Raw genomic sequence first — 25,916 nt, 5'->3', positions numbered from 1 at the left:
TAAATGAAACAACTGAACCTTTTAGTTACTCCAACACTACTACTAATTTCTTTATTATATTTGGGTTGCAAAGATAAAACACCAACAAAAACAACTCTAACCCCAGTAAATACTCAATTAGAACAGCGTGTAGATTCAGTATTGGCCTTAATGCATCTGAATGAAAAAATTGGGCAATTGGTACAGTATAACGGAAGATGGGATGCGACCGGACCTAGTGCAAATAAAAGTGATCAATATAAACTAGAAAAACTTAAAAAAGGAGAAGTCGGCTCAATGCTTAATATTACTTCTGTGGCGACTACTCGTGAAACACAAAAAATTGTAATGGAACATTCTCGATTAAAAATTCCATTAATTTTTGCTTACGATGTTATTCACGGTTATAAGACCATATTCCCTATTCCGTTGGGCGAAAGTGCGAGTTGGGATTTAGATATCATTCAACAATCGGCAGCCATTGCTGCTAAAGAAACAGCGGCTTCTGGTATACATTGGACTTTCGCGCCTATGATAGATATCTCTAGAGATGCCCGTTGGGGACGTATTATGGAAGGCGCTGGAGAAGACACCTATTTAAATTCCGTGATTGGTGTAGCGCGTATTAAAGGGTTTCAAGGTGAAGACTTGTCGTTACCCCACACCATTGCCGCTTGTGCAAAGCATTTTGCAGGTTATGGTTTAGCAGAATCTGGTAGAGAATACAATACGGTTAACATTGGCGAGCACGAATTACACAATGCCATTCTGCCCCCTTTTAAAGCTGCCGCAAATGCTGGAGTAGCCACATTTATGAATGCCTTTAATGAAATTGATGGTATTCCCGCTACAGGACATAAAGTATTGCAACGAGATCTATTAAAAGGCAATTGGAATTGGAATGGATTTGTCGTTTCAGATTGGGGTTCTATAGCCGAAATGCAAGTGCACGGCTATGCAGAAGACAAAAAACAAGCTGCAGAATTAGCCTTAAACGCAGGAAGTGACATGGATATGGAATCGTTTAGTTATGAAGGCTTTTTGGAAACACTAGTTAACGAAGGCAAAGTTTCTATAGCTCATATTGATGATGCTGTAAGACGTGTTTTGAGAGTAAAATTTGAATTGGGTCTTTTTGATGATCCTTATAAATATTGTGATGAAACGCGCGAAAAAAACGACATTTACACCACGGAACATTTAGAAATTGCCAGAGACGTAGCCAAAAAATCTATTGTGTTATTAAAAAATGATTCCAAGCTTTTACCAATTTCTAAAACAGTAAAAAGCATTGCAGTTATCGGGCCGCTTGCAGATTCAAAAGACGAACCACTAGGAAATTGGAGAGCTAAAGGCGAATATAATTCGGCCGTTTCACTCCTAGAAGGAATTAAAAATGCGGTTAGTCCGTCAACTAAAATATATTACGAAAAAGGTGTGGCATTAACCATTCCGACTGTAAAGCCTGGTGACAATCAATTTTCTCACCCCTTAAAATTCAATAATACAGATACCTGGGGAATTCATGCCGCTCTAGAAGCTGCTAAAAAAGCAGATATTGTCGTATTGGCTGTTGGAGAAGATGCGTATCAATCTGGCGAAGGTCGCAGTCAGACAAACATTAGTTTTTTCGGAAGACAACAAGACTTAATTGATGCCGTTTATAAGGTTAATAAAAATGTGGTAGTTGTTTTGATGAACGGCAGACCTATGGATTTATCTGCTATAAATGATAAGATCCCATCTATTTTAGAATGTTGGTTTTTAGGATCTGAATCTGGGCATGCCATTGCAGATGTGGTATTTGGAGATTATAATCCGTCTGGAAAACTACCAGTTTCATTTCCAAGACATGTAGGGCAAGAACCTTTATACTACAATCATAAAAACACAGGTCGTCCTTATAACTCCAAAATCGTGACGTATTCGGGCTATACAGACACAGCAAAAACAGCCTTATATCCGTTTGGCTATGGACTAAGTTATACTCGTTTCGATTATCATAATTTAAGTTTAAATACTTCAGAAATATCGAAAGACGGTAAAATTAATCTCACTGTTGAGGTTACTAATACTGGTGATGTAGATGGAGAAGAAGTCATTCAGCTTTATATTAGAGATATAGCCGCTAGTGTAACACGCCCTATAAAAGAATTAAAAGGATTTAAAAAAATAAAGTTTGAAGCTGGAGAAACAAAAACAATCGCCTTTACAATTGATGCTGAAATGCTTCAGTTTTATACGGCTAATAAAATTTGGGAAGTAGAGCCTGGAACGTTCCATGTTTGGGTTGGCGGTGACTCTGCTACAACCTTAAAATCTGAATTTAAGGTTACAGAATAACAATTTGAAATAAAAAAACCGTTACTATGTAATTAGTAACGGTTTTTTTATGTTTAGTGTTGTGATTAAGAAAACGTAGCCGTATGCCCAACAGTTGTAGCATAAGCATCAGATAAAATGGTATCTACAAAAACCCATTCAGAAGTGACTTCCGAAGCCGTAAATGTAGCCATTAAATATCCGCGTCTAGACGCATCAAAATACTGTAATCCGTCCACTAATGTAGTCATTGCATATTCAAAACCAGCAAGTAGCTCTGCATTGGTTTCTCCCAAATAAGTTTCAAATCCAGGCGAACTAATTCCTGAAGTTGCTAATTCTACTCCAACTTCTGTTCCGGCTTCCGAAGTTAATATATTGTGCCAGGCATTATGTGTATCTCCAGCTAGCGTCACTATTTTTTTTCCGTTTAAAGCATTGTAAATAATTTCACGATCTACAGGATAACCATCCCACGCATCTAAATTATAAGGAATGGCGGTTAACACACGTGTTATTTCTTCTGTAGTAAGTGTTGGATCATCGGCTTGCATTCTAGATTTAATGGTAACCAATTCGGTTAAAATCTCTGTAAAATTAGAACTTCCAAATGCTAAAAGTAGTTCTGCAGGAATGTACATTTTCCCCATTAAAACTTGCTGCCCTAACACTTGCCATTTAGCTGCACTCCCTTGAATTTCATTAATTACCCAATTGCGTTGCTCTACACCTAATAATGAACGCGAAGTATCTGTTAATGCCGTTTGAAATGCTGTAGCATCGAATCCTGTAGCAGTATAATAATCGGTTAGATCTAATTGCTTATCACGACCAATAACGCGCGTGTCTAACATAATTAAACTTACTAGATTTCCGATATTTATGGTTCTATAAATGATATCATTTTCATCTTCAGATAATCTAGAGAACGGTAAAAACTCACTATAAGCCTGAAGTGCAACTTGTTTTCTGGTTTCAAATGCACCTTCTGTAGCTTCATCATGATTTTCGGCACCATCTTTATAGGTATCATTGGCAATTTCATGATCGTCCCAAATACATATAAATGGCTTTTTTTGATGCGCTAATTGTAAAGATTCATCAGATCTATACTGTTTATAACGTGTTCTGTAATCATCTAGAGTTAAAATTTCATGCGCAGGTTCGTGCTGTCTATTTAAAAAAGCATTTTCATCTGTTGCACCATATCCGCCTGCTTCATATTCATAAAAATAATCACCTAAGTGTACAATTATGTCGGCTTCAGAATTTGCCATAGCATCGTATGCAGTAAACAAACCAGCTTGATAGTTGGAACACGAACATACGGCCAGCTTTACTTCGGAAGCATTTTCTGGCAATGTTATCGTTTCTCCAATAGCAGAAATAGCCTGATCTGTACTGTTTATAAAGCGATAATATAATTTTTGATCTGCGTCTAATTCTGTTAATTCTACAGATATTGTTAAATCTCTATAAGTTTCGGTTGTAATGGTTCCTGTTCTAATAATGGTCGTAAAATCTGAATCTGTAGCGACTTCCCAAATAATCTCGCTATTCGCAGTAGCATAACGCGTCCAAATAATAACACTAGAACTACTCGGATCGAAACTCGCCACACCTTGTTCGAAGTTTTTGCTTGTTAGTCCTTCTTCATCATATGCTTTTTCATAGTTTATATCGTCATCACTACAACTAATAAAATTGGGAGCTAATATAATCCCTCCTGTAGCGATTAAGGCTTTTTTTAGAAACCCACGTCTGCCATTATCTTTTGATACCATATTTTTTTTTTTCAAAAATGCTCCATTTCAGCTCATCGAGAGTTAGTAAATCTTTAACTAAATGTTAAAATTTTAAGAATTGTAATTTGAATACAATCACTTATCAGATAAAAAAACTAACCGCAATTAATCTTAAGAATACAGTTTATGAGCACTTGAATCATTAAAAAACCGTCTTTAAAAAATTCATGAGTCCTAACATGATAACACCTCGTATTTACGGTTATTCTGCGCCATATTTTTTATATTTGAAGGAACTAAGACATTTTATTTACAATTTCAGATTGACATCAGAAAACACAACTACATGACAAAGATTTACAACACCCAACCACAATCTTTTTTTAATGCCTCTAATTCCATTCGCACCTTCAGTTTAGCTTGTATATTATTTATAGCTGTTATGCCAAATCTTTGGTCTCAGTCTATTTCTAGCACACATGTTGTAGAGCAAAACAGGCTTAAGAACTACTTAAAACCTGAAGTAAAAAAACAATTAAAAAAAGAAGGTACTATTACAGAAGCACGTTTGGCAGACTACTTTAGAGCAAAGTTTTCTGAACGCTTTTATTACGATTATAAATCTTTTGATGAACGCCTGAAAAATTATAACAGCATTTATAATAATGAAGAGAATCATAAAAGCAGAGCGTTAGATCATCTAAATAAATTTGAAGCTCAAACCCCATGGAAATTACCGTTTAATTATAAAAACGGAGAGACTGTAGATGCTTATGCCTTAAGACACTTAGCCCGACAGCACAAAATGGTAGATATTGCCCTACTCTATTTTAACGAGGGCAAAAATCCAGAGTACATTAGATATTTTGTAAACCAAATGCACTCTTTAAATGATGCACTTGCAGCAAATCAATACGAGACTATTAAAGACGGGAATGGCGTTTACGAAGTGTATAGAGCCGGATACCGAATTACCAATTGGCTGTGGATACATAATATGTTTTTAAGTGATACAGCGTATACAGATACAGACCAATTACAAACCATAGCTACGCTGTTACAACACGGACAAAATTTATACGAAAACAATACAAAATTTAGTGCTGGAAATCATCAAACAAAAGGGATGTCTGCTTTGGCTGCAATTTCCATTTTGCTTAGAGATTTTAAAGGCACAGACCAATGGTATGAGCGTGCTATGCAAAGGTTAAGTGAACATTTAGATAAAGAAATAAACCCAGACGGATTTCAGTTTGAACGTTCTGTACATTACCATATGGCAGATATTAACAACTATTTTTATGCCTATCAACTTACAAAAATCAATAGTATAAAAGTAGATCAGGCTTGGGAAGACAAACTCTTATCGCTGTTTACCACCTTACCTAAAATTGCGTATCCAGACAAAAGTGCTCCAGTACTTCAAGACGATACCGATAACCCTTGGGCAGAAAGCAATGATATTTCAGGAGCCTTAACGCTTGGTTATTTATTATATAACGATCCGAAATTTGGATACTTTGCAACTAATAAAGTAGATGCTGGCATGTATTGGTTTTTAAGCAATACGCAAGTAAAACAATTAGAAAACATAGAGAAGGAAGCGCCTGAATATGGTTCACTTGCTTTTGAGGACACGCACTATTACATATCTAGACAAGGTTGGGATGCTAAAGATAATATGATGATTATAAGTGCTGGAGTAGATGCCGATAAACCAGACCACCAACATGGCGATGTGCTAGGCATACAGGCTATGGCTAACGGACATGTTATTTTACCAAACTACCAAGTGAGATACTCGCTTAAAGATTTCGATCTTTTTAAAAACTCTATGGTTAAAAATGTAGCTCTGGTTGATGATGAATTACAAGGAAAAGCATGGACTTCTAATAAAGGAGGTAGCGGATTTGGTAAATTTAAACAGTTGCCAAAACCTAAGGTTATCACGTGGAATACAAATGATAATTTCGATCTTTTTATAGGAAGTCATGATGGATTTAAAAACAAAGATGTAACCTATTCACGCCAAGTCATTTATTTAAAAGATGCCTTTTGGATTGTAAAAGACAACTTTAAAGCACCTACTGCTCATGATTACAAACAAGTATGGCAAGGACATTATACATCAGAATTGGGATCAGATTTAATTCGTGCCTCGTTTCCAGATGCTGTAGGTACAGATATTTTTCAATTACACCAAACAGATACTGCTATTAGTAATGGAGCAAATGGTAAACAATGGACTGTAATTTCTAAAAAACAGCAAACAGATTTCAGTTTTATAACCGTTATTTTTCCTTACGAAGGTTATAACAATGGCATAGATCCTAGACAAAAAGAAATAGCATTAAAAGATTGGATTGTAAACTATGCTGATTGGGGAGAACAAGGCGAAAAGACTACTATTATTAGCCAAAAAGACGCATGTTATGCCTTTGGAATACAGAAAATGAATCATAATGGGATAATATTAGAAGCTACTGAAAAATCGGATTTACATCTCGAAGTTATTAACGGAACATTAAAAGTATATAACCTTGGAGACACAGAAACCACCATCACTGTAAACGCTAACACAAACAGTAAAACCAACTTAAAATCAGGTGATTATCATGTTTTTAGTTTAAATTAGAAACTTAAATCCAACTATAACTTATGAAAAAACTTATCATTATTTGTTTAGGGGTTGTCCTGAGCGCATGCAATCAAAGTAAAAAGCAAGACAAAATACTTGAAGATACGCCAATAACGATAGCTGAAGATGCTAAAGATTTTGATTGGTTATTAGGAGAATGGAAACGTTTAAATGAAGAAGATGGCAAAGACACTTTTGAACATTGGAAAAAAATAGACGTATCGCACTACGACGGCATTGGTTTTACTATGCATAATGGAGACACAATACAACAAGAACACATGCAATTTATTAAAGCGTCTGAAGGATGGATTTTAAAAGTTAAAACACCTGATGAAGCCGATTGGGTTACATTTAATAATATTCAGCATGATGATACATCTTTCACTTTTGAGAACACCGAGATAGAGTTCCCAAATCTGATTAAGTATTGGACTGAAGGCGCAGTAGCTCATGCCGAAGTTTCAAATAAAGAGATTACTATTCCTTTTGAATTTGAAAAAATAAAGTAAACGTTATTTACGTTTCTGTTTTAGCAGATAATTTCGGAATCTTTATGTTGTGCCCACTCCGTCCAAGATCCATCATAAACAGCCGTTTCTTGAGTTAAAACCAAAGTGCTGCCAAGTAAAACAATACATGCCGTTACACCAGAACCACAACTAAACACTAAAGGTTTATCCTTAATATTATAAGCAGCGAAAACGGCTTTGAGTGCTGTTTTTGTTTTAAAACAATCCGTGTCAAGTACAGTTGTAAACGGTATATTTATGGCATTTGGAATATGTCCAGAAGCTAACCCTTCTCGTGGCTCTGGAGCAAGACCTTTAAAACGTTTTTCAGATCGGGCATCTATAAGTATACTATCCTGATTTTTTATATTTTGTTTTACAAAACTGAAGGTTTTAACGTGCTTACTATTTAACGTTGCCGTAAAATCACCTGTGTTAAAACGTGAACAAACTTTAGGTTCTGTTTTATATCGATTACTAACCCAATGTGGTAAACCTCCATCTAACACAGCTATATTTTCGTACCCCATTGTTTTAAACATCCACCAAACTCTAGGACTATAATAGACTCCTAAATTATCGTAAACAACTATTTTACTCGATTTATTAATACCTAAACGTCTACAAGATGCTTCAAATGTACGTGCTTCTGGTAACATATTTGGTAAATCTGAAGACTGTAAACTAAAATCTTTTTTTAAATTAAAAATACGCGCTCCAGGAATTTGGATGTTTTCTAAATCCGATTTTTCACCAGTCGCAGTCTTCGCTTGGCTAGCATCTAATACAATTAAATCCGAATCGTTTAAATGATTATTTAGCCATGTACTGCTTACAAGTATTGTATTCATATTAAAGATGAATTAATACATTTTCAATAATAAATTAGGATCTGGACAATTGGCAGTGTAAAATTCTAAATCGGTTTCACTACAAACTCCTGGATAATCTCCAAAATATTCTTGAATATCGTGTATAATTTGAAAATGCAAATGCGGTGGATAATCGCCATTCACGTCAGAAGTACCTAATTCGGCTATTTTATGACCTTGTTTAACCTGTTGTCCGACTTCTAATGTAGCAATAGATTCAGAACTTAAATGGCCATATAACGTATAAAACACAACATCAGAAATTGTATGTTTCAGAATAATAGTAGGGCCATAATCTCCGTAATTCATATTATTTTTAAAACCATGCACTTCGCCATCTAAAGCCGCTAATACTGGAGTTCCTGCTTTACACCACAAATCCATTCCAATATGTATATTCCTGATAGACGTATTAACAGCTGTATTAAAATATGTACTGCGTTTATATATATCGCGCACTTCCATGTAACCACCATAGGCAATATGCGCACCATGTTCTGCCATGTACAAATTTATATACTGATTTAAATCTTGGGAAGAAGAGACGTTAACATATTGCAAAGATTCATTAGACGTAGACAAATCTATAGACACATAATCGTTAAGAGCAATCTCTGGTGCCAGAACTTTTATAAACTGTTTATCTATGCTTTTTAGCAGAGAGATAAAAATACGATTAGACATAAAAATCTGTTTATGTAAAAGTAACTAAACTTTTAATGCATTGAGCATTTAAAAACGGTCTTCGTACATTTTTTTAATTAATAAAAAGAATGCACCACATCGTCTAAATATGCATTTATTACAATTTTACCCCTTTTAAATTAAATATTATTCAAAGAATGTTGCGTAATATGATTTAATTTCTATTTTTGCTTTAAACTAAATTCAAAATTTATGAAAAAAACGATACTATTTTTAGGAGTCCTACTATTAAGTACGATGTCTTATGCACAATTTCAAATATCAGCAAGTACCGGATATGCTATTAGTAGTGCCGGTATGAAATTAGGAGAAGAAGTAAATTCATCTCGTACAAAGAATACATATGGTAGTTATGGAGAAGGTGTAAACTTCCAGATAAGAGGTACTTACTTTTTTAACGATAGTTTTGGTGCCGATTTAAGTTTTGGTTATTTACATGGATCAGATCAAACAGTTTCTAAAGTAGATCTTGATACTCAACAAGTAGATGCCATTGCTAGAGCGCGTGCTTTTGGTGCATCTGCATCTGTAGTTTATAAGTTTACAAATAATATTTATGGCCGTTTTGGTGCTTTAATTAAAGTTGGAGGAAAAACAGAAGCGGTTGTAAGTAGTACTTCAGTGTTTTCTGATGCTGAAGCGACATACATTGGATTACCTAGCGGTTCGTATTCTGAAACAAATTATGTTGAAGATTTTCATGGTGTATTCCCTCTTGGATTTGTAGCTGCTCTTGGATACAAATATGACCTTAATGAAAGCATTAGCTTATTTGTTGAAGCAGAATATTACGGGATAAGTTTAAAACGTAAAGATTCTGAAATTCAAGAATTTAACACAGATTTTTTCTTAGCAGATGGTACACTTGCTGCTGAAGGTGTTTATACTATTGATAATTTACCTGACGGTTACGATATTAAAACAGAATATGTAGATGAGTTAGCTCATACTAATACTGATGCTAAAGAGCTTGCTGTAAAAGTACCTTATTCGTCTTTCGGACTTAATTTTGGTGTGACTTACAAGTTTAAAGGAAAATCTAAAACAGAATAGATTTTAGATAAATATATTATAAAAAAAAGCGAGGATAAATCCTCGCTTTTTTTATGTCTTATAATGGCTATATTAAGCTAGAAACACAAAGATTAGAGCTAAAATAGCAGGTATGGCTTGTACCACAAATATTTTCTTTACCAGTGTTTTAGCGCCATAAAGTCCGGCGATTATAACACAACTTAAAAAGAAAATGCGAATGTTCTTCACCCAAATGGGATCAGAAATAAAGAAAGACCAAATTAAACCAGCTGCTAAAAATCCATTGTATAATCCTTGATTGGCTGCTAAAACCGTAGTCTGTTTAAATAAGTCTTTTGGGAGCGTATTAAACGTTTTCTGCCCTGCAGTTTCCCACGCGAACATTTCCATCCATAAAATATATAAATGTTCTACAGCAACCAAAGCTGTTAATATTTGTGCTATTACGTACATATGTTGTATTAAAATTTAATGACTAAACATTGAAAATGTATCTAGAGAACTAGAATATATTTTTATAAAGTTGAAGATAAAAATAATGCCTTTAAGTAGAAATAGATAAAGGTACAATCTTTATTAAAACAAAAAACTTTAGCATTTACAGGACTTAAAAGAGTGAGACATATAGCAACTACTAAAAGCAGACGTTATATTGTGAGATTAAATTAGGAACTAAACACAGTAAAATGATTAATCTCGACACTCGGTAAGTACAATAAACACTAAAGTTTAAATAAGGAGTAACACGTAGTACCACGAGTTACTATAAAAAAATAGAAGACCGTAAACGGCCTTCTAAATACATTGAAATATTACTAAAAGCAATATTATTATTTGTTTAGATACCTAAAGCTTGACCACCACCAATTTGGATAGTTTCAGCTGTAATAAAAGAAGCATCTTTACTAGCTAAGAAAGAAACCACACCAGCAACTTCTTCTGGCTGACCTAATCTACCTAATAAAACACTATTAGCCCAAGAAGCAAAAACTTCTGGTTTAGTCGCTTTAATTTGAGCGTGGAAAGGTGTATCAATAGTACCAGGAGATACTGCATTTACTCTAATTCCGTATTCAGCTAAATCTTTAGCTAAAGCTCTAGTGATAGATTGTACTCCACCTTTAGATACTGAATAGATTCCAGCTCCAGGTCCTGCACCATTCCAAGCTGCATTAGACGTATAGTTAATGATGCTTGGGTTATCACTTTTCTTAAGGAAAGGGATAGCTGCTCTTGAAGCAAAGAATACTGAATCTAAGTTTAAAGCCATAACAAATCTGTATTGTTCAGTTGTCATTTCTTCAAATCTAGCTCTTACACCAATACCACCAGTGTTGTTTACAAGAACATCGATTTTCCCATATTTTTCACCAATTTTAGTAATATTTTCAGTAACTGCTTCGTCTTTTGTCATATCAAATCCGATATATTCAGCAGTAATTCCTTCAGCAGTAAGTTCTTCAATACGTTTTGCACCTACTTCATCTTCAATACCGTTTAAAATAACAGTATAACCGTCTTGACCTAATCTTTTTGCTACTTCAAAACCGATTCCACCTGTAGCTCCAGTAATAACAGCAATCTTATCTTTTAAATCACTCATCTTTAATTTATTTAATATTTAACTTATTTATTTTTATTCTACTGATTTAATCTCTTTTGCGAAATAATAAATCGCTCCAATTCCTAGCGGCACAAATAATGCAATCGCAATAAATACTGGTGTATAAGATACTTTAGCTACTATTGGTACAATAAAGTTCATGATAATAACAGAAAATACTCCTACCATTCCACCTAAACCAGCTAACGATCCTACGTTTTTACCACTAAATAAATCACTTGGTAAAGTTTGAACGTTACCAATAGCAAATTGGAAACCAAATAATACTACGAATACAATACCAACAAAACGTTCTGGTGTATTACCAAAGAATATGGTTGCTACAAGACCTAAGAACATAATTATACCACCAATTAAAATGGTATACTTTCTTCCTTTATCTATAGAGTTTGTTTTAGAAATAATCTGACCTGATACATATCCTCCAACAATACTACCAATGGCAGCACCAACGTAAGGTACCCAAGCAAACATTCCTACTTCTTTTACATTAAAGCCATAAACATCGAATAGATAAATTGGCATCCAACCTACAAATAACCACCAGATTGGTTCTAAAAAGAAACGACCAACAACAATAGACCACGCTTCTCTGTGAGATAAAATTTGTGTTAAGCTTAATCCTTTTACATTATCTTCTGCATCACGGTCTGCTTGACTTTGACCATCTAAGATAAATTCTTGTTCTTCAGCTGTAATCCAAGGGTGTTTCTTTGGTCCTGCTTTGTTAATAAGTAACCATGGGATAATCCAAAGAATACCAAAAGAACCAACTACCATAAAAGTTGTTCTCCATCCGTATGCCACAAAAAGCATTGCGATAAACGGTGGCGCAATTACAGAACCTATAGATGCTCCTGCATTAAACAAACCTTGTGCAATAGCACGTTCTTTAATAGGGAACCATTCTGCATTACTTTTAACTCCTCCTGGCCAGTTACCTGCTTCAGACAAACCTAAAGTACTTCTAAAAAATGCTAATCCAAGAAATCCTCTAACTGTAGAGTGTAAGAAAGAAGATAATCCCCATATACCAATACTAAGTACATAACCTATACGTGTTCCAACTTTGTCAAACAACTTTCCAGAAAACAATTGTCCTAGAGCATATGCTACCATGAAGATGTTAAGAATGTAACTATAATGTTCTTTAGTTAAACCTAAATCGTAAGAAATTGAACCTGGAAGATTTTCATTCCCCCACATTACTGCTAGTGCACTTCTGTCGATGTAGTTAATTACCGAGGCTAAAAATATTAGCCCAATAATAAACCACCTTAATCCTTTTACTTTCATAATACTTTTTTAGTTTTTTTTGGAAGAGACGGTTACTTCACTTTATCTTCCGGGTATTCATTAATACTTATTTGATGTTATAACAATATTGGTAAAGTGTCTTAAAGTGAACTTTCATTATTTCTCTCGCTTTCTGAGTTTCTTGATTTTTAATCGCCTCATAAATTTGTTTGTGTTCTTTTATCGCTACTACCGATAACTCATCTCCACAAACATGATATTTCTTGAAGTTAGTAATAATCTCTGGTGTTATTTTTAACATAAAACCGTTAAGCGTACTATTGCCACATGTATTGGCTATGGCTAAATGAAATAATAAATCTTCTTGAACGGCATCTTCACCATTTAGAACTTTTTCTTCATAAGCTTCTAATGCGTTCTTAATATTTACTAAGTCTTCTGTAGTACGTCTTAAAGACGCTAATTTTACAATTTTTAATTCTAAAAGAATTCGGGTTTCTACTAACGATTTAAAGTCTGGATCGCCTAGGCCTAAAATATATTCCACCATACCATTCATGGCGGTTACACCTATATTAGCAACAAAAGTTCCACTTTGCGGAATAGATTTTAATAAACCATAATATTCTAGTTTATTAATAGCTTCCCTTACAGCACTCCTGCTCACATCTAATTTCTCCGACAACATACGCTCTGATGGCAATTTGTCTCCAGGTTCTAGATTCTTTAAGTTAATAAGTTCTGCAATTTGAACTATAATCTTATTATGAATCTCTTCATTATCGTTTTTCGATAGAACTCCTCCTACTTTCATTTATCTCAAAAATTGGTTTACCAGTTTAGTTGCCGCAAATTACAAAAAAATTCAAATAATTCATGGCCTTACATCCCCTATAAACGTTAATAAAACACTAATAAATACAATATGTTGTTAATGTTTAACTTCTAACTCGTAATATTTAACTTTGGCAAAAGATCCTTCGTCTCTCGATTGAAAATAATTACCAGCTTTAAAGTAATTTTCAAAAATGCCCCATCTTCTCATACTCACATCTTCATAAACGGCATATTCGTTTTTATTAAGCACAACGACCATTTTACCTTCTGAGATTTTAACTTCTAAAATAAATTTCCCAAAGCCAACTTCTTGTTCAAAAGTAAAACCATCGTCATCATCCCAAGCATCTTCATGTAATAACTCTTCATCTGTAGCACTTACGTTTTTAAGCTTTTTAGTTTTAACACGCACTTTTCCATCTTGCCAATAAATTTTTAAGATAGGTGGTGCATTATTATCTTTTTGCCCGATTAAATCGCGTTGCTCATTTGTTAATCGTCCATGAATTTGCATGATGATTACTTTATGAAATTTTCCATCAGATGATTTTGAAACATCTTCCATGGCCAATTTACCTTTCATATATGCACCATCTGCAAAGGTCCAGTTTGTATTATTATCGCCTGGCACCATTTGCTCTCTTAATTCAGATCTGGTGTATTTTGTATTTGCAGTAGTTGCGTTACTAGGAAAAGAGTAAAAGACTAAAGCACCATTTACAGAATCATTATACATATAAGGGATTAATCTTTCATCTGTAGCATAATCCAAAATTGCTGGTGGTTCAATATTCATTGCTCCACCTTTTTTATTAAGCTCTGGTGTAGTAACACTCCAGTGGCTTAAATCTATCTTAGGCAATTTGTACTTTTTCTTCTTCTTTTTCTTTTTATCCTTTTTCTCTACTTTGGAAGATGAATCTGTTGCGCTACTTGTCTTTTCTTGACAAGTAGCGTTAACAGAAAGAAAAACTATTACCAATAATCCAAATATTTCTTTACGGAAGTTTTTCATAATCAACCTAATTATTCTACTGGATAAACTTTCACGTTATCTATGTATAACTCATCATTAGTTATAGCATATAATAATATTGAAACTTCTCCTGAAGCGTTTGATGTAAATACTTGTTTAACGGTATCGAATACACCTTTACCACTTGCTTCATCTCCTACAATACTTACTAATGGTTCACTTGCTGCTGCAACAGCTGCATCATCGTAATACCCATCTAAGATACTTACTATAGCACGGTCTCCACCGTCAACATCTTCATTATCTGTTTTAATAGCATACTCATATTCTAAAATATAGTTTGTATTTGGAGATACATAAATGGCTTGGTAACCATATCTTGTATTACTACTTAAGTTGGCTCCTGCAGAAGTTGAACTTGTATATTTAGCTCCTCCAGTTTTACTTGCTCCAGATTCTGTACCATCATAAAGTAGTGGTGATCCGTCTGAACTTGAATTGAAAGCATTTGTACTACAATCTGTACAATTTTCTGGTTTCCAATTAGTGGTACCATCTTCAAAATCTCCATTTAAAACTTCTGGATAGATTGCTGCAGGCACTTCTGGTTCTACAACTTCAATATCCATTGAATAAGAATCTACTTTTCCTAATTTATCTGATGCTGTTAATGTAATTGTATATACACCTTCTGCTGGGTAAGTATTTACACCATCTACAGTTACACCAGTATTACCATCTCCATAATCCCAAACATAGTCTGTTGCACTAGCCGATGTGTTAGAAAAATCGTATGTTAAATAGTCTGATGATACTGTTGCTGTAAAACTTGCTGTTGGAGGTGTTAAATCCTCTTGAGAGTTTGCTTCTGGCAAATCAAATTCCAAAGCACTAATTGATGGATCACATGCTGTAAAAGAAAGACTTACTGCAAGCGCTAGGGCAGTTATACCCGTTCCGATTATGTATTTTTTTAAATTAATCATTGTTTTCTTGTCTTTTTAATTAATAAATTAATTAGTATCCTGGGTTTTGATACATTGCACCTTGACTAAGATTTATTTCGTTTTGCGGAATTGGCAATAATAAATCTGTTGAAGTAAAAGTAAATCCATTAGCTGCTGCGAAAGCCGATAATGTTGATTGTGCTTCATTGAAACGCACTAAATCATAAAATCTTTGGTTTTCAAACGCTAACTCTACACGTCTTTCTACTAATAAAGCATCTTTAGTAAGTCTTGTAGGGCGGTCTTCAAAACCTGCTCTTGAACGTACTTCCATGTAAGAATCTATTGCTGTAGCACTAGTGGTTTCTTCTGCACCGGCTAAAATAGCTTCAGAGTGCATTAATAATATATCTGCATAACGTAATACAATCCAGTCGTTACCTGCTAACTGAGGTAAACCTGTAAATGTTTGTCCGTCGCTTCCTCCTGTTTCACCGTCAGGAAAATATTTTCCTACTTGGTATCTAATAGTACCTCCAAATAATGTAAGAGGATCTTCTCTATAAGATACTTCTGTTCTGTTTCCTCCGTATTCATCGATAGCTGCTTTAGCATCTGTAGTTGCGTAGTTAACACCACTTGTATGACCTACAGCATTCATAAATTCTGCAGAGAATATTTGACTGTTATCTTGGATACCACTGTTGTAACCGATAGCAAAAATAATTTCGTCGTTTAATTCTGAATAGAATACATCGTAATAATCATCTAATAAATCATATTCTCCACTAGACATAATCTCTTCACATAAAACTTGTGCTTTTGCGTATTCTGGAGTTTCTAAAGATAAGTATACTTTAGCTAATAAACCTTTTGCAGCATCTTTAGATGCTCTGGTTTTGTATCCGTGATCTGCAATACCTTCTGCTGCAGTTTGTAAATCTGATATAATTAAATCGTATATAACACTTTCATCTACTCTAGTAAATTGAGTTTCTACATCTGAAGGGTCTACAACTTGATCAATTAAAGGTAAATCTCCGAATAAACGTACTAAGTGAAAGTAAGAGTAAGCTCTTAAAAATTTAGCTTCCCCTTCAATAGCAGCATAAGTTGCTTCATCTTCTACAACATCTAAGTTTTCTAATATAACATTAGCTCTATAAATTGTTTCGAAAGAACTCGTATAGTAGTTTAATACAAAGTTGTTTGTTGGTAATACAGCAAAGCTTTCCATTTGTCCTGCATCTGAAGCATCTTCAGAATCTGGACTCTTAGTACTTGTGTTGTCTGTACGCATTTCAGTTACGTAAAACTCCCATTGTACACCATGGTTATCGTCTTTACTACTACTGTTAATACCTTTTATTCCAGCATACACACCAATTAGTCCAGTTTCTAATTCGTCTGCTGTAGTATAATAGTTGTCTGTCGTAATAGACGAACTTGGTGTTGGGTCTAGAAAGTCGCTACAAGAAATGAAGGCATTCCCCATTAATATTAAAGCGATATATTTAAAATATTTCATAATATTATTTGTTAAATCGTTAAAAAAATAATTAAAAATCTAAGTTTAAACCAAGAGAGATTGTACTATAGATAGGAGAACCTCCTCTTTGGTATCCTGATTGTGTAGGACTTGTTTTATCAAGTGCTTCTGGATTCCAACCTGTATAGTTATCTGCAGTTTCGTAAATTAAATTTTGCCCTGTAGCATAGATTCTTAATCCTTGAAGTTTAAGTTTATCTAAAGTTTCACTTGGGAAGTTATACCCAATGTTTACGTTTCTTAAAGCAATGTAAGATGCATCTTGAACAATACTATTAGTAAAGTATTTATCTACTAAGAATTCTTGATCTGGCGTACCTTCTAAGATGGTTCTATTGTTGTTGTTACTAAATAAGTAGTGGTCTGCAATGTTTCTTACTTCTGCACCATGAGATCCTTGGAACATGAAAGAGAAATCGAAATCTCCAATACTAAATTCGTTAGTAAAACTCCAAATTAATTCTGGGTAAGGGTTACCTAATTCTGTTTTGTCTTCTTCATCTAAAACACCATCACCATTTAAATCTTTAACATATACTAAACCTGACTGTGCACCTACGTGTCTGTATGGTCTGTCTAAATATTCTAACGGGATTTCTTTATCTACAACATAACCGTAGAATTGAGAAATTGGTTGTCCTTCTAAGTTAATCCATTCTGCAGGTCTACTTGGGTCTAAACTTGTAATTTGACCATCAGAATCTGCGAAATCAACTAAAGTGTTTTTGTTCGTAGTTGCGATAACTGTAGTACTCCAACTAAATTTCTCTGAAGAAATATTTTTAGTTCTTAATTCAAATTCCCAACCTTCATTTTTAACTTCTCCTAAATTTACTAAAGCTCCTTCAAAACCTGTTGTTACAGAAATTGGGTTGTTAAGTAATAACTGGTCACTTGTTCTTTGGTACCAATCTACCGAACCTGTAATTCTGTTATTTAATAATCCGAAATCAATACCAGGGTTAATCTCTACTAAACGCTCCCATTTTAATCCAGGGTTTGCAATGTTTACTGGAGAGAAACCAGCAGTAATAGAACCATCTACAGCGTAGCTATTTCCAGCTGCTCCTAATAATGCTAAGTAAGGATAGTAATCTACTAAGATGTTACCTGTACTTAAAGTAGCCTCACTACCATTTGCATCTGGATCTGTTGCACCAGTATTTAAACGGTCGTTACCAGTAACACCATAACTTACTCTAAATTTTAAGTTGTTAATCACATCGCTTTCAGACATAAAATCTTCTTTTGCAATGTTCCATCCTAAAGATGCTGCTGGGAAGTTTCCGTATTTGAAATCTGATCCGAAGATTGAACTACCATCACGTCTCATACTAAATGACGCTAAGTATTTGTTGTCGTATGCATACGTAAGTCTTGACACATAAGAGATACCACGTTTTTGCCATTCAAAACCATCAAATTCAGAAATTGCAGTAGCGTTTGTAATTTGCATTACAACATCGTTAGTATATCCAGTTCCTTTAAACCCAGAGTAGAAATAATTTCTACTTTCAACAGAATTACCAAGCGTAACACCTAAATCGTGTTTTCCGAAAGATTTGTTGTAGTTAAAGAAGTTATCAAATATAATGTAGTTATCTTTTTGAGAAATTTCTTGCATGTAAGCATCAGTAACACTTTCTCTTGCTTGTGTTCCCATATAATCAATACGTCTAGTATCATTATAAGATCCAGATAACGATGTTTTAAAGGTAAGTCCTTCTAAAATTTCGTATTGAGCATATAAACTTCCGTATAATTGGAATTTTTTATCTGTTCTGTTACGTTCTACAATTCTTGCATAAGGGTTAGCGTTATTACTGTTCCCAATGTTTGTAAGAATGTCGTTAATCCCGTCATCTCCTACTAAATCAAATATTGTAAAGTGATCTTGTCTTGCATAATCACCAACTTGTAAATCTGCATAAGCACCATTTGGATCTACATATTGAAGTGACTGTTCTGTGTGGTATATTGGCAACCAAGGTTGGTGTCTAGCTACGTTATGAATGTTTTCAGAGAATCTTCTTCTGTTTGTATAAGACGGGCTAAAGTTTGCTCCTACGCTTACCTTATCATTTAATTTGCTGTCTACTTTTAATCTCGCACCAATTTTCTTGTAGTTATCTACTAACATTACCCCTTCATCTTCTGAGTAGTTCATACTCATAGTGAATTTAGTTTTGTCGTTACCACCTCTAATAGATAAAGAGTGGTTTGTAATAGTACCATCTTCAAAGAATACATCTTGCCAAGAACGGTCTGTACCTATTTGTAATTGTGCTTGAGTATATTGAGATAACACACCGTTATCTTCCATTTGCATATCTGCCCAACCTTGAGTAGTAAATCCGTAAGCTTCACTTTTTCTAGCCGTTTTCATACCTGTAAACGTACTATAGTTAACTCTTGTTTTTCCAGCTACACCAGATTTCATACTAATCATGATAATACCATTAGATCCTTTAGAACCATAAATAGAAGAAGATGCTGCATCTTTTAAAATCTCAAAAGATTCTACATCATTCATATTTAAAGACCCTAAGAAACTTGAATCTACAATAATTCCATCTACAACGATTAACGGCGTAGAGTCTCCTGCCATGGAACCAACCCCTCTAATAGTAATTGTTGGAGCGGCACCAGCTTCACCATCTGTAGATTGAATGTTTACCCCAGATACTTGTCCTACTAAGGCATCATCAACCCTTGATACTGCAATTTGGTCAAGATCATCGTTAACAACTTTAGAAACCGCACCAGTTACGTGAGACTTCTTTTGAGTACCGTAACCAATTACGACAACCTCATCTAATTCACTTAAATCTTCTTCTAAAATTACATTCAATGTTTTGTTTTCACCAACAGTTACTAGTTTGGTAACAAAACCAATGTAAGAAAAATGTAATACCTCACCTTCCTCAACTTCTAAAGAAAAATTTCCGTCGAAATCGGTAGATGCACCTCTTGAAGTTCCTACAACCAGGACATTTGCCCCTGGTATTGGAGCTCCCTGAGCGTCTGAAACGACACCTGTAACTACATCCTGTGCAAACAACGCTGTGTTAAGCAACAGAACTACATACAATACTAATTGTTTTTTCAAATTCATTTGTTGTTGTTTTAATAAATAATAATTTAGCATTTCGATTAATCTGCTTAAAAAAGCAATACGCGTTTTATTCAAAAAAAACAGTCAACGTTTCAACTTTAATCCAAGTAAACCGAATGAATTTTTAATCATTCCAATTACTAAGCTTTTGCTTTCACGTCAACAAAATCTAACACTCCCCTTTTCCTTAGAAGCCTTAATTTAAAAGGAAACACACACTCTCCTTTTTATATTTTTCTATTCAAAAACGAATAAAAATTAATCAATTTTTATTTGTTTGGTAAACCAGATTGGTTACCCAGTTTGGTTATCCAAATATATATTAATTATTTGTTAAAAAAAAATCATATCGCAATAAAAAGCACCATTTAATGTTAAATATTAAAAAGGGCAATTTATTTAAACACCATTTATTCGAAATAGGCAAATTTCGGCCAAAAACTGGCCTGTTTAATTATATAAAAACCTGATGGATAGCGTAAAGTATAGCAACTGGTTTTCCAGCTGTCTTTACAATATGAATTTAGAAAGCCAAATACAGCGTGAGATAACACAGAATTTTATGTTAATATTAGTCGCACAGCAACTGTTATTTTAATGTTAACGTTTTTCAAGTTTAAATGGCTTGAAAGCAACATTGAAAATGATTTTTTTACTGCTGCACGCAAGAATACACACCTATAAATGATGAATTCTAACAAAAATCTTGTTCAGAATTCTTTTTAATTTTAGAATATAAAGCGAAATTAAGCTGCAGTAAACGCAAATGAGTGTCCCATTCTGAATAAAATTAGACGCAATCACCTTTATATGTACAATAGGAAGACTTATTTGTTTTAAGCTTTTACCAAACTAAAAACGGACCTATATTAAAATAAAAAAACCGTCTAAACAGACGGTTTTTTATTATGTATAAGAATTAAATTTAGGCTTAAACCACAATTACCAATTATGGATATTGTATTAAAAACCTCGGAATATAAAATTTTACCCCGTTGTGCTCAACTAAGCTTCTTCTTTATCTCCGAAATAAGATACACCTCCACCAGTTAAGAAATCTTCTCTTACAGGGCTAAATGTATCAATTAACATACCTTCTTCAAGGCAAACGGCACTATGCATTAAATTAGGCTCGATATAAACCCCATCTCCAGCTTCAACAATTTGCTTTACTCCATCGATTTCAAATTCAAATTTACCTGAAACACAATATGTAGCTTGTGTGTGGAAATGTTGATGAGGAGACCCTAATGCGCCTTCTTCAAATTTCACTTGTACCATCATGATTTGATTATCGTAACCTAAGAATTTTCTTGATACTCCTCCACCAAGTGCTTCCCACTCCATGTCTTTTGTAATAATGTACTTCTCGCTAAATCGTTCCATTTTTTTCAAATTTTGTTTAATTGTCTAATAATATTTATTGCTTATAAAAATAATAAACTCCTGTCCAATTATAGGTCTTATCGTTAATTAATAAGCTATGTTTTTCTGTTTTTGATGCATTTGAATTCGCCATAATAAACACATAAGAATCTCCATTTTTCAGACTAAGCTCTACTGCAGAATAATCTACAGAACTTTGTAATACTTTTAAAGCTTCTACACTTGAAAATGCATTTTTAGCCAATTCTGTAACTGTACTATAATTTCCGTGTGTTTCTATAACAGAAGCAAATAATGCATTATCTGTTTGTTTTCTAACTATAAATACAGGATCTGGTCTTAAGTTATACTCTGGATCGTGTGCTCCGATACGTCCAAAGATTAATTTATCTTCTGCAGAAGTTGTAGTTGTTATAGAATAGAATGTATTGTTATTTCTCCACGTTAAAGTTGCATCTCCTTTTTTAGAAGCACCTTCTCCTTCTTTCCATAAATGCTGATACCCATGAGCTTTACCTAACGTATGTAATGTATCGTCTTTATTATATTCAAAATTTGTTGAAATAATTTGTCCGAAATAATAGAATGGTAAATCGAACTGATGTTTAGCTTCTGCATTTACTTGCATTAAATCTAACACTACAGGCTGTTCAAAATCTGCATTGTTAAGCATAACCATAGTACGCTGTAACACGGTTCCTGGATATGCATTTTTTTCTTTAGCACTTACTATTTGAATATCTGGATTTTCTACATCGAACACATACATGTCTGAATGATGCTTACTTCCTATTTCATAATCGCCATTAAAATGAGAGGTTTCATCTTGTATAATGGTATTGTGTGCAATAGTTTGTTTTGCCCAGGTTTTATTTTCTTTTAAATAACCACCTCCATTTTTTTGTTCAATGTTTACAAAACGTGCTAAACCGTAATCTTGTAATAGTTCGTCTCCTTCATGAAATAAAGAAAAAGATAATTTATCGTAATGTCCATGACTTAAACCTTGAGCCGCATTTTTCATAACTAAGGTAAAATTGTCATTTTTAGTAGAACGTAAAATTCCGATAGCGCCTTGGTCTCCGTCTGCACCATCTGTTAATAACATAGAATTCTTTTCAAAAGGTTTTGCTTTTCCATCGCGAATACCAACTGCAACAGCTAATCCTGTTTGGTCTAATTGTACACGTCCTTGCTCTTTTGCTATTGATAACAAACTAGGATCTTTACTACCATAATAGTAGGCAATATCTACAGCCGATACTAACGACTCTGTAAAATAAGACATGCCTTTTTGAGAATCGTTTAAAGCAAAAAACTCACCGTCTTTATCCGTCAAGTTCAATAACGCATCTACACCTTTAAGTAATACACCGTCTTTATGTTCGAAAGGTTTTACTTCTGGTCTAGCATTTTGTAAAGCTTCTGCAAATATCATGAACGGATACATAGCGTAACGTTGGTAATATGCACCTTCTGTATAATACCCATCAGGAGAAAAAGGTTCTTCTAAATTGGCTAAGAAACCAGCTTTTTGTCCTTCAACAAAAATATCCCCACCATCATTATCTTTACCTGCATCTAATTTTAAATCTTTTATACCGTATAGCGCTCTTTCAACTAAAGCATCATCATCCATCACTAAGGCAATCATACCAACAGCAACATTACCCCAAGTACTGTGGTTATGAATTCTGTTAAAAAACTGAGGTGTATCTATAGATAAGAAATCCGCCATTGGTTTAAACAATTTCTTTTCTAAGTGCTTTACTTCTTTTTTAGTTAAGTAATCGTAAACACAATCGTAAGCTTGAGCTGTATACACCAACCAGTTAGAATCGTTTAAACATTGCCAGAATAATTTACCTCTAGAATAAGAACGTTCTTGTGGGTGTCTTGGTAAATCCGGATACATTTCTGCATAAGCCATTAACATATCACGTACATAAACGGCGTACTTTTCGTCTCCTAAGATCTGATACAGAACACCAGCTTCCTGCATGGTTAAGTAATTTAGTTTATGACGCACGTGAGTGTAACCTCCTGCCATATCTTTTGGAACAGGCACATCGATCCCTTTTAAAATTTCAGCATCTACCTTTGCTTTTACTTCTGCTAGAGTTGCATCAAACAATGGTACTCTACCTAATTGCGATTTAATATCTTTAACCCCTTGCTTGGTTAATATTAAATTGGGATGTTCTTGAGAAAATCCGCTTTGTGCAACTAATACACAACAAATTAAAACGATTCTTTTTAAATACAACATATTACTTATTTACTTGATAATTTTTTAAATCCTTACCTTATTATTAGATAACACACAACCACCTTTAAAAGCAGCTGAGCTTTCAAGGTTTAAAACAACTGTAGTTAAAGCTGTCTGTGTTAAATTTTCTAAGGTTAGTGGAATGAGACGCTCCGGCGATTGCTGGGTCTTTAAAACAAGTTCTGCATTTTTACAATTAGCATTAGAAAAAGAATTTACTTGTTCTTGCATGCTAGCTGTAAACGTTGTACTAAAAGCCGCTAGAGATGTTTCTCTATATTGCGACTCCAATTTTGTATCACAAATCGTTAACACAACACCTCCTACTAAAATACTTAGCAAGAAAGCGTTTACATATAACTTTTTAGAGTGATACTGCATAGTTGTTTGTTTATTAAAGTGGCTGTTTAAAATTGGTTTACCACACTGGTTTACCAAAAGTATGGAATTTTTTAAGATTACAAAAGTTAAAAGAGAAATATTAATGAATTTGACAAAAAAGCACTCTAAAACCTACTCTATATTAAACATAAAGTAAAGTATAGTCTATAATTAGCGCTAAAAAACATCATGATATTTGAACACCAAAATATGGGGTTAGAACTGTTTCTATTTTGCTTCAATAGCATATCATTATTAACGTGTCGATTGGTATTACATCATTATAAAATCTACGTAACCTTCATTTAATTTAAGGTTTTTGTTTCTATTATTTTTGTGCGTGGTAATTCTCTTATATCAAAAGAATAAATATCTGAAACAGGCTCTATGGCATAGTTGTAAGTTGTATTTCCTCCAACTAAGAACAGTTTATTTTCAGCATAAAAAAGTGAAGCATTATATAAATCTAAATTAGTTTTATAAGCATTTAAAACTTTAGTTAAAGTATTATAAGTTAACAACCTATCATCATTAAATATATAAATAATATGATCGTGCTGGGTTAATGCAGGATTATCAATACCTTTAAACAACTCGCCTTCGTTATGCCAAATTCCTTGTTCTAAATCGTAATATTCAATGGTTTTTAAAGCCTTAGTATTAAATCCGCCAATAAGATAAACCTTCTTATCTACAAGTACACCATTGACCTCCTTAGGATGAGTCATGTTTGCTAATTCATACCAATATCCAGACGTAATATTATAAATGTATGATTTATCGCTATATGTTTTTTCGTTAGTCCGGCTTCGTTTTGTAGAACCGCCCATTACAACTAGGTTATCTTGATAAGAGACTGCTGCAAAATTTATAGCCTGATGTGGATACGTATGATCTAAATTTAGCTTGTTAGTCCCCAAATCAAGAACTTCAATATTATTTTCTAAATATTCTTTTTTCTGATTTTTAGACAGTGTTTTCCCTCCTAAAACATAAACCGTATCGTTTACAGTAACTGCTTCGTGATAAGCTCGTTTTTTGAACTCTAAATCTGAAACATAAACAGAATCCTTAACGACATCGTAAACTTGTAATTTATCGCTATAATTTTCCCAAGTCATGTTTAATTTCAACATTTTTAAAAACTCCGAAAAATCTTCTGCAGTTTCCATAGCTCGTTTTTCATGTCCTTCATTAAGCGTTTTATCTCCTCCAAAAACATAAATCTTATTATGAACTAAAACAGAAGCAAAATACGCGACTCCAAAATCTAAATCTGCTACCTTATTATATTTTAATTCCGGATGTAATTCCAAATCAGACACCACAACAACCTCTTCTAAAACTTCATCCTTTTTAACTAAAAACAGTATATAATTACGAGATGCAATATCGTCCACAGAATATTCTAAATTAGTATAACCCACCATAGAAAATACAATTATATCTGTAGCATAATTCGCTTTAGAAAGGCTCAATTCAAAAGTGCCATCTTCGGCAGTAACTGTGCCTTGCTCTTTATTGCCTTCAAAATAAATATTAACATCTTCAAGAGGCATATTCGTCTCCCGATCTAAAACTTTAGCTGTAATCTGTTGTGCTGATAATGTAAACCCAGATAACAACAAAAAAAACAAAATGGCTAATCTCATATAAGTCACTTTTTAAACTTTAATACAATTTACGATTGTATGTCTAGTCACTAAAGATATAATATAACTAATAAGAGTGGTAAATTTTAATATTAAATAAACAAAACCATACATC

19 protein-coding genes are annotated in these 25,916 nt (G+C 33.7%); 4 read left to right on the top strand and 15 right to left on the bottom strand.

Annotated features, from left to right (window positions below; genetic code table 11):
- Positions 1-3 precede the first annotated feature (3 nt).
- A complete protein-coding gene (gene bglX, locus AST99_RS00855) occupies positions 4-2,322 on the top strand; it encodes a beta-glucosidase BglX (RefSeq protein ID WP_057778154.1) in 2,319 nt (772 codons plus the stop codon).
- A gap of 65 nt (positions 2,323-2,387) precedes the next feature.
- On the opposite strand, the gene AST99_RS00850 is transcribed toward bglX, so the two are convergent.
- Positions 2,388-4,085: an alkaline phosphatase D family protein gene (locus AST99_RS00850; RefSeq protein WP_057778152.1), complete on the bottom strand. Its 1,698-nt coding sequence runs from the start codon at positions 4,083-4,085 to the stop codon at positions 2,388-2,390.
- A gap of 307 nt (positions 4,086-4,392) precedes the next feature.
- Between AST99_RS00850 and AST99_RS00845 the strand changes: the two genes are divergently transcribed.
- Both AST99_RS00845 and AST99_RS00840 read left to right on the top strand, forming a co-directional pair.
- On the top strand, positions 4,393-6,681 hold the full coding sequence (locus AST99_RS00845; RefSeq protein ID WP_083495561.1) for a heparinase II/III family protein: 2,289 nt from the start codon (positions 4,393-4,395) through the stop codon (positions 6,679-6,681).
- Positions 6,682-6,704: 23 nt separating this feature from the next.
- Positions 6,705-7,196, top strand: a complete 492-nt coding sequence (locus AST99_RS00840) for a DUF6265 family protein (RefSeq protein WP_057778150.1) — start codon at positions 6,705-6,707, stop codon at positions 7,194-7,196.
- Positions 7,197-7,216: 20 nt separating this feature from the next.
- On the opposite strand, the gene AST99_RS00835 is transcribed toward AST99_RS00840, so the two are convergent.
- On the bottom strand, positions 7,217-8,047 hold the full coding sequence (locus tag AST99_RS00835) for a sulfurtransferase (protein WP_057778147.1): 831 nt from the start codon (positions 8,045-8,047) through the stop codon (positions 7,217-7,219).
- Positions 8,048-8,059: 12 nt separating this feature from the next.
- A complete protein-coding gene (locus AST99_RS00830; protein WP_057778145.1) occupies positions 8,060-8,752 on the bottom strand; it encodes a peptidoglycan DD-metalloendopeptidase family protein in 693 nt (230 codons plus the stop codon).
- A gap of 213 nt (positions 8,753-8,965) precedes the next feature.
- Between AST99_RS00830 and AST99_RS00825 the strand changes: the two genes are divergently transcribed.
- Positions 8,966-9,826: an outer membrane beta-barrel protein gene (locus tag AST99_RS00825; RefSeq protein ID WP_057778142.1), complete on the top strand. Its 861-nt coding sequence runs from the start codon at positions 8,966-8,968 to the stop codon at positions 9,824-9,826.
- Between the two features lie 72 nt (positions 9,827-9,898).
- Here AST99_RS00825 and AST99_RS00820 read toward each other — a convergent pair whose 3' ends face one another.
- The 12 genes from AST99_RS00820 to AST99_RS00765 all read right to left on the bottom strand — a co-directional run bounded on the left by AST99_RS00820 (position 9,899) and on the right by AST99_RS00765 (position 25,801).
- Entirely contained in the window at positions 9,899-10,261 is a 363-nt protein-coding gene (locus AST99_RS00820; protein ID WP_057778140.1) for a DUF1304 domain-containing protein, read from the bottom strand.
- 385 nt (positions 10,262-10,646) lie between these two features.
- Complete coding sequence (locus AST99_RS00815) at positions 10,647-11,411, bottom strand: SDR family NAD(P)-dependent oxidoreductase (RefSeq protein WP_057778138.1); 765 nt, start codon at positions 11,409-11,411, stop codon at positions 10,647-10,649.
- A 33-nt stretch (positions 11,412-11,444) separates the two neighbouring features.
- On the bottom strand, positions 11,445-12,728 hold the full coding sequence (locus AST99_RS00810) for an MFS transporter (protein WP_057778135.1): 1,284 nt from the start codon (positions 12,726-12,728) through the stop codon (positions 11,445-11,447).
- Positions 12,729-12,795: 67 nt separating this feature from the next.
- A complete protein-coding gene (locus AST99_RS00805) occupies positions 12,796-13,503 on the bottom strand; it encodes a FadR/GntR family transcriptional regulator (protein WP_057778134.1) in 708 nt (235 codons plus the stop codon).
- Between the two features lie 117 nt (positions 13,504-13,620).
- Positions 13,621-14,541: a polysaccharide lyase family 7 protein gene (locus tag AST99_RS00800; RefSeq protein WP_057778132.1), complete on the bottom strand. Its 921-nt coding sequence runs from the start codon at positions 14,539-14,541 to the stop codon at positions 13,621-13,623.
- An 11-nt stretch (positions 14,542-14,552) separates the two neighbouring features.
- Positions 14,553-15,488, bottom strand: coding sequence for a PKD domain-containing protein (locus tag AST99_RS00795; protein WP_057778130.1), 936 nt, complete (start codon positions 15,486-15,488; stop codon positions 14,553-14,555).
- 31 nt (positions 15,489-15,519) lie between these two features.
- Positions 15,520-16,977 carry a RagB/SusD family nutrient uptake outer membrane protein gene (locus tag AST99_RS00790; protein ID WP_057778128.1) on the bottom strand — a complete coding sequence of 486 codons (1,458 nt, stop codon included), beginning with the start codon at positions 16,975-16,977 and terminating at the stop codon, positions 15,520-15,522.
- 31 nt (positions 16,978-17,008) lie between these two features.
- On the bottom strand, positions 17,009-20,113 hold the full coding sequence (locus tag AST99_RS00785; protein ID WP_057778357.1) for a SusC/RagA family TonB-linked outer membrane protein: 3,105 nt from the start codon (positions 20,111-20,113) through the stop codon (positions 17,009-17,011).
- 1,005 nt (positions 20,114-21,118) lie between these two features.
- Positions 21,119-21,499: a cupin domain-containing protein gene (locus tag AST99_RS00780; RefSeq protein ID WP_057778126.1), complete on the bottom strand. Its 381-nt coding sequence runs from the start codon at positions 21,497-21,499 to the stop codon at positions 21,119-21,121.
- Positions 21,500-21,533: 34 nt separating this feature from the next.
- Entirely contained in the window at positions 21,534-23,768 is a 2,235-nt protein-coding gene (locus AST99_RS00775; RefSeq protein ID WP_057778124.1) for an alginate lyase family protein, read from the bottom strand.
- A gap of 24 nt (positions 23,769-23,792) precedes the next feature.
- The gene (locus tag AST99_RS00770; protein WP_157486268.1) at positions 23,793-24,149 is read right to left on the bottom strand and encodes a hypothetical protein; all 357 of its coding nucleotides are present in this window, start codon (positions 24,147-24,149) and stop codon (positions 23,793-23,795) included.
- Between the two features lie 305 nt (positions 24,150-24,454).
- Positions 24,455-25,801, bottom strand: coding sequence for a Kelch repeat-containing protein (locus tag AST99_RS00765; protein WP_057778119.1), 1,347 nt, complete (start codon positions 25,799-25,801; stop codon positions 24,455-24,457).
- Between the last annotated feature and the right edge of the window lie 115 nt (positions 25,802-25,916).

The organism is Formosa algae (genome assembly GCF_001439665.1).
Lineage (GTDB): Bacteria > Bacteroidota > Bacteroidia > Flavobacteriales > Flavobacteriaceae > Formosa > Formosa algae.
This window is presented reverse-complemented; position numbering and strand designations above follow the sequence as displayed.